Source organism: Rhizobium sp. P1_E6, from assembly GCF_056405875.1.
In genome coordinates, this window is record NZ_JBFUBG010000146.1 from 1 (window position 1) to 9,058 (window position 9,058).

General features: G+C 60.4%; 12 protein-coding genes. 3 read left to right on the top strand and 9 right to left on the bottom strand.

Annotated elements, in window-relative coordinates; all coding sequences use genetic code 11:
- The coding region (locus AC1D35_RS33505) for a LysR substrate-binding domain-containing protein (RefSeq protein ID WP_477942176.1) at positions 1 to 427 on the top strand (427 nt) is incomplete at its 5' end.
- A gap of 286 nt (positions 428 to 713) precedes the next feature.
- On the opposite strand, the gene AC1D35_RS33510 is transcribed toward AC1D35_RS33505, so the two are convergent.
- Positions 714 to 1,619 carry a hypothetical protein gene (locus tag AC1D35_RS33510; RefSeq protein WP_113311368.1) on the bottom strand — a complete coding sequence of 302 codons (906 nt, stop codon included), beginning with the start codon at positions 1,617 to 1,619 and terminating at the stop codon, positions 714 to 716.
- A gap of 63 nt (positions 1,620 to 1,682) precedes the next feature.
- Entirely contained in the window at positions 1,683 to 2,096 is a 414-nt protein-coding gene (locus AC1D35_RS33515; protein ID WP_113311369.1) for a hypothetical protein, read from the bottom strand.
- A 388-nt stretch (positions 2,097 to 2,484) separates the two neighbouring features.
- Here AC1D35_RS33515 and AC1D35_RS33520 point away from each other — a divergent pair, with 388 nt between their 5' ends.
- On the top strand, positions 2,485 to 2,673 hold the full coding sequence (locus AC1D35_RS33520) for a hypothetical protein (protein ID WP_113311370.1): 189 nt from the start codon (positions 2,485 to 2,487) through the stop codon (positions 2,671 to 2,673).
- Positions 2,674 to 2,750: 77 nt separating this feature from the next.
- Here AC1D35_RS33520 and AC1D35_RS33525 read toward each other — a convergent pair whose 3' ends face one another.
- The 7 genes from AC1D35_RS33525 to napE form a co-directional block, all read right to left on the bottom strand.
- The gene (locus AC1D35_RS33525) at positions 2,751 to 3,665 is read right to left on the bottom strand and encodes an alpha/beta fold hydrolase (protein WP_113311402.1); all 915 of its coding nucleotides are present in this window, start codon (positions 3,663 to 3,665) and stop codon (positions 2,751 to 2,753) included.
- A gap of 86 nt (positions 3,666 to 3,751) precedes the next feature.
- Positions 3,752 to 4,459, bottom strand: a complete 708-nt coding sequence (locus AC1D35_RS33530) for a cytochrome c3 family protein (protein ID WP_113311371.1) — start codon at positions 4,457 to 4,459, stop codon at positions 3,752 to 3,754.
- A complete protein-coding gene (locus AC1D35_RS33535) occupies positions 4,456 to 4,878 on the bottom strand; it encodes a nitrate reductase cytochrome c-type subunit (RefSeq protein WP_113301965.1) in 423 nt (140 codons plus the stop codon). The genes AC1D35_RS33530 and AC1D35_RS33535 overlap by 4 nt, the downstream gene beginning before the upstream one ends.
- A gap of 41 nt (positions 4,879 to 4,919) precedes the next feature.
- Positions 4,920 to 7,424 carry a periplasmic nitrate reductase subunit alpha gene (gene napA / locus AC1D35_RS33540; RefSeq protein WP_477942181.1) on the bottom strand — a complete coding sequence of 835 codons (2,505 nt, stop codon included), beginning with the start codon at positions 7,422 to 7,424 and terminating at the stop codon, positions 4,920 to 4,922.
- Positions 7,399 to 7,698: a chaperone NapD gene (locus AC1D35_RS33545; RefSeq protein ID WP_113311372.1), complete on the bottom strand. Its 300-nt coding sequence runs from the start codon at positions 7,696 to 7,698 to the stop codon at positions 7,399 to 7,401. The genes napA and AC1D35_RS33545 overlap by 26 nt, the downstream gene beginning before the upstream one ends.
- Positions 7,691 to 8,209 (bottom strand): ferredoxin-type protein NapF, encoded by a 519-nt coding sequence (gene napF, locus AC1D35_RS33550; protein WP_113311373.1) that lies wholly within the window; start codon positions 8,207 to 8,209, stop codon positions 7,691 to 7,693. The genes AC1D35_RS33545 and napF overlap by 8 nt, the downstream gene beginning before the upstream one ends.
- 8 nt (positions 8,210 to 8,217) lie before the next feature.
- Entirely contained in the window at positions 8,218 to 8,427 is a 210-nt protein-coding gene (gene napE / locus AC1D35_RS33555) for a periplasmic nitrate reductase, NapE protein (RefSeq protein WP_113301943.1), read from the bottom strand.
- 392 nt (positions 8,428 to 8,819) lie between these two features.
- Between napE and AC1D35_RS33560 the strand changes: the two genes are divergently transcribed.
- The coding region (locus AC1D35_RS33560; RefSeq protein ID WP_477942186.1) for a glutathione S-transferase N-terminal domain-containing protein at positions 8,820 to 9,058 on the top strand (239 nt) is incomplete at its 3' end.

Genomic DNA, 9,058 nt, shown 5'->3' on the forward strand with positions numbered 1-9,058 from the left:
GGCGGATATCGCAGTGCGCATGTCGCGGCCGGAAGACGGCGATTATGCCATTACCAAAGTCGGGGAAATGGCCTTCCATCTCTATGCGTCCAAGGCCTATCTCGAAACCGTGCCGGAGGCGCAATGGACCTTCATCGGCTATGACGAGGGCATGAACGCCTCGCCGCAGCAATTGCGCCTTTTCGAACTCGCCGCCGGCCGGCCGATCGCCATCCGCTCCTCCGTTCTGGAGTTTCAGGCAGCCGCAGCAAGGCTCGGCGGCGGTGTCGTCCTGCTGCCGGATTTCGCGGTGTCGGATGCGGATGACCTGCAGCGTATCGAGGATGAAAACCCTCTGAGGCGGGAGGTGTGGCTGGTCGTCCACGCCGAGATCAGGGACGTGCCGGCCATCAGGGTGGTGATGGAGGCGCTGAAGGGCGCCTTTTGAGATGCGGCGATCAGTGAAGAGTCGGCGCTAATGCCGATATCAGGTCATTCATATGACCCGGCATCCTCCCGCATTCCATAGCTATCTGGCAGGCGACAGACTTTTCCGCAGATCTTCTCCATCGCCTTTCCCCGCTCAAGGCTGAGATGATCTCGTCCTGAGCGAAGCATTCAGCCATCAGCGGGAGTTCTATCGCACAACGGCTGATGGTCACTCGAGGCGCAGCGTCTGGAGAGCGGACTAGCCTTCAACAGGGCTGCTACGGTTTCATTCTTCTGATCAATCGTCAGGGCATGTTCTCATCCGGTTGAAGGCTACCCCACGTGCTTATGTTGATTTCGGTCGGGAATGGGTAGAGGTCTGATATAGACTGCGATGTGTTCTCTAGAAGCTGCCTCGTCCTGGAGGGCGCATGGTCCCCCACTACCAACATGAGAATGAACGAAAAGTTTTCCCTCTCTGCTTCATTTAAGTTTTCGTACAGCTTATTGACGCGATCAAAGATGATCTTGATCAGAGAGAGCGGAATCGAACCATTGTGGGTATACTTAACTTCAACAACTGTAAAACGTCCCGGCGTAGCGTCAACGCCATCGAAAACTAGGTTAGGGATGGATGGAACTGCCAGAGAGCGATAGAAGAAACGCTTCTGCGTCCTTTCAAGCTTACTGAGCGCCAGATCGGTCGAAACCCTCATTCGAAGCCGGTTCGCATCGTGAGACAGTCTCAGGTAAGAAGGTATAGGCGCCTCTACCGACGATGAAGTCTCTGCCTGACTTGGAAGAGGTTCGTGGGCGAGACCACCTGATTGTTCCGTGGCTTGTAGCGCTAGCTCGTCATGTGCAGCCGACAGAGCGGCATCCCCAAGCACTTGTGACTCCTCGATCACTTGCTCCGGGAACTCCTCGGCCTCCTTCAACAATATCGCTGATGGCGATGCTTTTGTGAATTTGGTGAAGTTTTCTTCGTCTTTGAAGTCAGAAGGCGCGTACAGGACGGTATGATTCCAGTTCAGGATCGCAAAGAACAGCAAGATGAGAAGTGTCGGGAACCCCATCAAGAACCATACGTACGTCGCTTGCGTCTCTCTCTCAATAAGCGGAAGAATTAAGGTGCCGCTTACTTCTGCGAATCCAGCGAATAGCGCTACGACAGTGAGGGGGTTTTTGACGTGCGTGAATTTCTCAAGCATCTGAATATCCACCTGAGACCTGATATTCTCGCTGCCCCTCGCTCACCAGGTATGCCGCGCCGGTCAACTCTTCTTCTGGAGCCGCATCGCGAAGGCCTCGCAGCCGCCGATGTCGCCGTCCCATTCGAAGTTCTCGATGATATCGCTCTGGCTGGCGATGATCTTGAGCTTGCACTCATAGTCGTAGCTGGTGGTCCTCGATCCCTGCACGGTCGAGTAAATCGGCTGTCCGTTCACATATGTCGTGGCAGTGTTGTAGGTGGGCAGAGTGTAGGAGCCACTGTCGTGGTTGTTCCAAGTGTAGACCTTCTTACCGGCGATGCTCATCTGGCTGTCAGGGTAGCCGAGCTTGGCGATAGCGGCGCTGAGAGGTTGCCCTTTTAGGGCCTCCATAGCAGGCTTGGCGCTATCCATCGTAACGCAGCCGGAAACAGCCCCGAGCGAGATCAGGGCGATGGTCTTGAGCAGTCTAGTCATGTGGCCCCCCGTAGTGCACCGTGGAGATACACAACCGGCGACGCTCGGGCAATCACCTTATAGGTCGCTTGGGACTTCTAGAGGGGAATGTTGTTGATAAAAGGGAGTCCCCGCCCCCATCCATCATAAAGATCATTCGGAGAGGAGCTCTGTTCATGTTCCGCCGGAAATCCACCACCTGTTGCGCCAGAACTATTTCCATCATCCCACTGTCGGATTCCCCTCCGGCCGGTCGTCATCCAGACAGACAGATCATGGAGGACACACCAATGACGATTACGATTACCGGCTTTGAACTCGCACCGCCCTTGCCTTGTTTTTGCCACCACCCTGACATGCACTCTTTACAAATAACGCCTACCATAGGTTCGGAGATGGAGGACAGGCGATGAATGAGATGACCGCATCTGACATGCTGAGGGATGCGCTTATCCGTCAGGTGCTGCGCGCCGACAGGATCAGCCTTGCCTCTTTTGCTACCCTGCTGGACACCGCCAGCCGGCAACAGGCCCGCCGCGCCGCCGAAAGCGCTCCTCCGCGGCCAGCGCCGGAAGCCTGCAGCGGTGAGCCTCTTTGATGTCCTGACATGCGACAAGTGTGCGTACTTTGAGTGCGCCTTAGCCAGGCGGGCCTTTTCTCGCCCTGCCCTCTGGCCTAGACCATCGCGATGAAAGGCCTGTTATCCTCGCCTGCAAGATCACCCGGCGTACTGCCGACAAGATCGCCCAGCATGGTCACCGCCAGATCGGGCGCGACATGGTGCGGCATGTGGCCGACGCCATCGAGCAGTTCGACGCGGACGGCCGGATGCCTCTCATGGAGCCAGTCGAGATGCCAGACGGGATCGATGATCCGGTCTTCGCGCCCGAAGAGAACGGAGACCGGCAGATCGGCCGGCAGTCTTCCAAGCGGCTGCATGTCGCCGTTGAAGGCCCAGAGTTCCTCGGCCATGGTGGCGATCGAGGCGGCATTGACCACGTGCATGGGCGGCAGGGTGAAAAGCTCTGCTGCGACGGGATTGGGATAGGACGAGGCGCGCAAGCCGCGCTCAAGGAAATAGGACGACCAGCGGGCGATCACATGCTGGCGGATGACGGGGCCGACGAAGGGCGCCACGGCGCTGCGCAGCACGATGAACGGCTTGAAGGGAACGGGCCGGCAGCAGGGCGAGATGAGAAACAGGCCCTTCACGAGATCCGGCCGGCGGACGGCCAGATGCAGCGCTGCCGCACAACCGATCGAATGGGCTGACAGCACGACCTTCTCGAACTCCAGCGCCTCGAGGAAACGCTCCAGCCAGAAAGACTGGCCAAGCGGGCCGCGCTCACCGGCGGGCAGTGCCGGGCTGAAACCATAACCCGGCCTGTCGGGCGCGATCATGTGAAGACCGCTGCCCGCAAACGGCATCATCACTTCCGCCGAGATACTGCCGCAGCCATGCAGCAACACGACCGGATTTTCACCTGTGCTTCCACTTTCGAGCATATGGATCTGCTCGCGACCGGTCTCAATGATTTTGCCAAGCTGCGGGAAGACGGCCGGCGGAGGGAGAGGCTGCACGTGGATCATGTCGGCGAAACGCAAATGCCGGCAAAACGTTCCCCCCCCCTGAAAAACAGACCGCTTTCAGGGGGTTAGAGCACCGGCAGCAGCCGTCAGTCGTTGCCGGTCACCGCATCTGCCGTACCGAGATAGGCCGCGAGCTTGGCCCGCTCATGCCAACCGGGATCGGAATTCCTGCCCATCAGCTCCGCCGGGACCTTCCAGCCCGGATCGACGCCTTTCATGTCGGGAAGTTCATGCGCGATGCCCTTGTGGCAATCGATGCAGGTCGCCTTGCCCGGCAGCAGGTATCGCGTGTGGATCTCGGCGGCGCGCACGGTCTGTTTCGTCAGGTCCATGGCGCCCATCGAGTGACAGTTGCGGCATTCCAGGCTGTCATTGGCCTTCAGCCGCGCCCATTCGTGCTGGGCGAGCTCCAGCCGCTTGTCGAGGAACTTCTCGCGCGTGTTGATCGTCCCGAATATCTTGCCCCAGACTTCCTTCGACGCCTGCATCTTGCGGGCGATCTTGTCGGTCCATTTGTGCGGCACATGGCAATCCGGGCACGTGGCGCGAACGCCCGAGCGGTTGGAGAAATGAACCGTGCGGCTCAGTTCCTCGTAGACGTTCGTTTTCATTTCATGACAGCCGGTGCAGAAGGCCTCGGTGTTGGTCACCTCGAGCGCGGTGTTGAACGCGCCCCAGAACATGACGCCGCCGACGAAGCCGCCAAGCGTCAGGAAACCCAGGCTGAGTGTCACGGCCGGCGTGCTCACCAAACGCCAGCACCAGAGGATTATCGCCTTTATCCAGCCGATCATTGCTCGCTTCCCGCAGGCTTGAAGCCCAGCTCGCTCATGTCCTTGAAGGTATTCGGCACCAGGGGCTTCGCATCCGCCTGCGGCACGTGACAGGCGGTGCAGAAATATCGCCGGGGCGAAACGTCGGCCAGCATCTGCCCTTCGCGGGTCATGAAGTGCGTAACACTGATCATCGGCGCGCCGGAGCCTTCCGTCAGCTCGCGCCGATGGCAGGAAAGGCAGCGATTGGCGTTCACCGTCAGCTGGTAGCCCTCGATCGAATGCGGGATGATCGGAGGCTGGTCCGGATAATTCCGCATCTTCCTGATGTCATCGACGACCCATTTGGGAACCGGTTTCGCCTCCTTGCTCTCCATCGGGTTCTCGTTGCCCGACAATGAGGGCACCATCTGCGCCAGGGTGACGGTGCCCGTGAGCATGAGAAAGGCGACGGCCGCGATCGCCCAGGCGCGCCTCGAGATCAGGCGACGGGAAGAAGCTTGACTGCGCATTTTTTGAAATCCGCTTGCTTGGAGATGGGGTCGGTGGCGTCGAGCGTGACCTTGTTGATCAGCTGGCTGGCGTCGAACCACGGGACGAAGATCACGCCATGCGGCATTCGATTGCGCCCGCGAATTTCCACGCGGCTGATGATCTCGCCGCGCCGCGACTGGATGCGCACCTCCGCCCCCTGATTGAAGCCCAGCATCCTGGCGTCGTCTCCGTTCATGAAACACCGCGCGCCGGGAAACGCCCTGTAGAGCTCGGGAACACGCATCGTCATCGAGCCCGAATGCCAATGTTCGAGAACACGGCCCGTCACGAGCCAGAAATTGAACTCCTCATCGGGCGACTCGGCCGGCGGTTCGTAGGGCACCGCCAGGATGACCGCGCGGCCGTCCTTCTGCCCGTAGAACTTCAGCCCCTCGCCCGGCTTGACGTAGGGGTCGTAGCCTTCACGGTAGCGCCACCGCGTCTCCTTGCCGTCGACGACGGGCCAGCGCATGCCGCGAACCTGATGATACATGTCGTAGGGCGCGAGATCGTGTCCATGCCCGCGGCCGAACTCGGCATATTCCTCAAACAGCCCCTTCTGAATGTAAAAGCCAAAGGCCTTGGCCTCCCGGTTCTCGTATTCGGGCGACACCTCCGACAGGGGAAATTCGTCCACCTTTCCGTTCTGGTAGAGCACCTGGTAGAGCGTCTTCCCCTTGTATTCCGGGTTCTTGTCGAGGATCTCGGCGGGCCAGACCTCGTCGGTGGTGAAGCGCTTGGAGAATTCCACCAGTTGCCAGAGGTCCGAGCGGGCCTCGCCCGGCGCATTGACCAGCTGGTGCCAGACATGCGTGCGCCGTTCGGCATTGCCGTAGGCGCCCTCCTTCTCCACCCACATGGCCGCCGGCAGCACCAGATCGGCGCTCATGGCGGTCACTGTCGGATAGGCGTCCGAGACGACGATGAAATTGTCCGGATTGCGGTATCCCTTATAGGTCTCGTTGCTGGTGTTCGGCGCGGCCTGGATGTTGTTGTTGACCTGCACCCAGTAGAAATTCAGCTTCCCGTCATGCAGCATGCGGTCCTGCTCGACGGCGTGATAACCGGGCTTGCCCGGCAACAGCCCGTCCGGCAGCTTCCATATTTCCTCGGCGTGCTTGCGATGCTCCGGATTGGTCACGACCATGTCGGCCGGCAGCCGGTGGGCGAAAGTGCCGACCTCGCGGGCCGTGCCGCAGGCGGACGGCTGTCCCGTCAGCGAAAACGGGCTGTTTCCCGGCTCGGAAATCTTGCCCGTCAGCAGATGCAGGTTGTAGACCATCTGGTTGGCCCACACGCCGCGCACATGCTGGTTGAAGCCCATGGTCCACAGCGACATGACCTTGGTCTTGGGATCGGCATAGAGTTCCGCGAGCTGTTCCAGGAAGGCGCTGTCGACGCCCGAAAGCTCGACCGCCTTTTCGAGCGTATATTCGGAGACCATCTCCTTGAAGGCCTCGAAGTCGATCGGGTCCATCTTGGCGGCGTCGGCGACACCCTTGGCCTTCAATTCGAGCGGGTTGTCCGGACGCAAGCCGTAGCCGATGTCGGTCGTCCCCTTCATGAACTTCGTATGCTTGTCGACGAAATCCTGGTTGACGCGGCCGGTCTTGATGATGTGGTTGGCGATGTAGTTCAGGATCGCGAGGTCCGAACCCGGCTTGAAGATCAGCGGTATGTCGGCAAGGTCCATGCTGCGATGCGTGAAGGTGGAGAGCACCGCGACCTTCACATGCTCATGCCCGAGCCGCCTGTCGGCGACGCGCGTCCAGAGGATCGGATGCATCTCGGCCATGTTCGAACCCCAGAGCACGAAGGCGTCGGCGTTCTCGAAATCGTCGTAGCATCCCATCGGCTCGTCCATGCCGAAGGTGCGCATGAAGGCCACCGCCGCCGAAGCCATGCAGTGGCGCGCGTTGGGATCGAGGTTGTTGGAGCCGAAGCCCRCCCGCATCAGCTTTGTCGCGGCGTATCCTTCGAAGATCGTCCATTGGCCGGAGCCGAACATGCCGAGCGCCGTCGGCCCCTTTTCCTTGAGCACGCGCTTGGCCTGCGCCGCCATCACGTCGAAGGCCTCTTCCCAGGTGACGGGTTCGAACTCGCCGTCCTTGGCGTAGACACCGTCCCGCTTGCGCAGGAGCGGGCTCGTCAGCCTGTCCTTGCCGTACATGATCTTGGAGAGGAAGTAGCCCTTGACGCAGTTGAGGCCGCGATTGACCTCCGCCTCCATGTCGCCATGGGTCGCGACGACCTGGTTCTCCTTCACGCCGACCATGACGCCGCAGCCGGTGCCACAGAAGCGGCATGGAGCCTTGGACCATTTTATCTCCAGCGCCTCCACCCCGCCCGGCACCGACTGCGCCGCAGCGGGTGCAGCAAGGCCTGCGGTCGCAGCGGCGATCGCCGCAGCCTGCGCCTTAAGGAGATCACGCCGCGTGAGTTCGGTCGTCATCGATTGTCTCCTTCATTTCCAATGCCTGTTCAAAAACCATTGCCTGTTCGAAAACCATGTGGGCGGCGAGCACGCCGTCCATCCCCGAGATGCCGATGAGCGTTTCCCCGAGCACGCCGGAATGCGGCCCCTCGATCACCACGACGATCTTGCCCGCTCCCGTAGCGTGAACCTCGACCCCGTCGATCACCGCGAGACGCTCTGCGACATCTTCTGTCAGTTCCGGGCGGGTGATGACGACGGCACTGGAGACGTGATGACGGCTCTCAGACATGAGCGACCTCCTGACGGCGGGGCTTTATGGTGATGGAATCGGCCGGACAGACCGCAATGCAGGCGCCGCATCCCGTGCATGCCTCCGCATCGAGTTCGGGAACGAACGGCCCGCCGAGCCGCGGCCGAAACCGGATCGCACCGGCCGGACAGCTGTCGCGGCACGCCTGACAGTCGACATAATTATTGGCCAGGCACCCATCGCCAATTGCCGCATAATGGGCAAAGCCGCCTGCAGAACCGGCCGGAAAGACATTCTCAGGACATCGTTCCGCGCACTTGCCGCAAAAGGTGCATTCACTGTGCCTGAAGTCCACGACCGGAACGCCCGAACGGATCGAAATGATCTTCGTCGGACAGGCATCGACGCAGGCACCGCAGCCCGAACAGTTTTGAACGGATGTCTCAGTGGCTCCGGGAGGAAGTATCCTCCCGGAAGGGAAGATCCTGCCTTGATCTTCAGATGACCTTCCGGTGAGAAAACCACGTCGGGTGCGAGCTGGGAGAACCATGGAGATCCTCACTCTGCCGAGCCCGGAGGCGCGGCCTTCACGTCATGCGGTCCCGGCGGCCCGTAAACGATCTGGTACATCCAGACCATGAAGCCATAACCGCCGACGACCCCGACAGCGACCACAGGCCAGATCCCGAAAGCGAGCACGGCGAACGTCAACAGCTCGCGCCTGCGTTTCTTCCTGAACTCTCCGACAGAATCCGTGATTTGAGCCACAACGCCTCCCCAGAGTTGCCGACGCAACTGGTATAACCCTTTTAGCGTGTTCGGCCAATCTCCATCTGCTATCGCGACTCTCGCAAGCGCTTCACGAGCAGGAGAATCGGCTATGCGGGAAGGTGTATCGCACGCTCGCCCGGCAGTCCTTGACAGAGATCAAGCGGGCAGCCGACGAGATTGAATCCACCGGGCGGCCGACCGACGCATCCTGCTGAACTTCATTCTCCATGAGAGCTGCAGCAGTGCCCTTTCCGGCACACAATCGTTCTATGGGCGACCGATGGCGCAAGCCCGGCTCCGCTTGGCCCGCGCGGATTAATTCGGGCATCATCTGTCGGCTTCCCGCCTGCCCGTCCGTCTTCCAGACGGACAGACCAAGGATAACGACCATGACGATTACGATTACTGCCTTTGAACGCTCGCCCGATCGCGGCAAGGGTCTGGCGCGTGACATGCGCGTTCGCTGGGCGCTCGAGGAAGTCGGCCAGCCCTATGACGTCCGCTTCCTTTCGTTCAAGGCGATGAAAGAGCYCGCCCATCTTGCGCTTCAGCCTTTCGGGCAGATTCCGACCTATGAGGACGGCGATCTCACCCTCTTCGAATCCGGCGCGATCATCCTGCATATCGC

Bases quoted from the DNA above. Each gene is read 5' to 3' on its own strand.
- AC1D35_RS33510 (WP_113311368.1), bottom strand. From the start codon at position 1,619: ATGCTTGAGAAATTCACGCACGTCAAAAACCCCCTCACTGTCGTAGCG.
- AC1D35_RS33515 (WP_113311369.1), bottom strand. From the start codon at position 2,096: ATGACTAGACTGCTCAAGACCATCGCCCTGATCTCGCTCGGGGCTGTT.
- AC1D35_RS33520 (WP_113311370.1), top strand. From the start codon at position 2,485: ATGAATGAGATGACCGCATCTGACATGCTGAGGGATGCGCTTATCCGT.
- AC1D35_RS33525 (WP_113311402.1), bottom strand. From the start codon at position 3,665: ATGATCCACGTGCAGCCTCTCCCTCCGCCGGCCGTCTTCCCGCAGCTT.
- AC1D35_RS33530 (WP_113311371.1), bottom strand. From the start codon at position 4,459: ATGATCGGCTGGATAAAGGCGATAATCCTCTGGTGCTGGCGTTTGGTG.
- AC1D35_RS33535 (WP_113301965.1), bottom strand. From the start codon at position 4,878: ATGCTCACGGGCACCGTCACCCTGGCGCAGATGGTGCCCTCATTGTCG.
- AC1D35_RS33545 (WP_113311372.1), bottom strand. From the start codon at position 7,698: ATGTCTGAGAGCCGTCATCACGTCTCCAGTGCCGTCGTCATCACCCGC.
- napF (WP_113311373.1), bottom strand. From the start codon at position 8,209: ATGGTTCTCCCAGCTCGCACCCGACGTGGTTTTCTCACCGGAAGGTCA.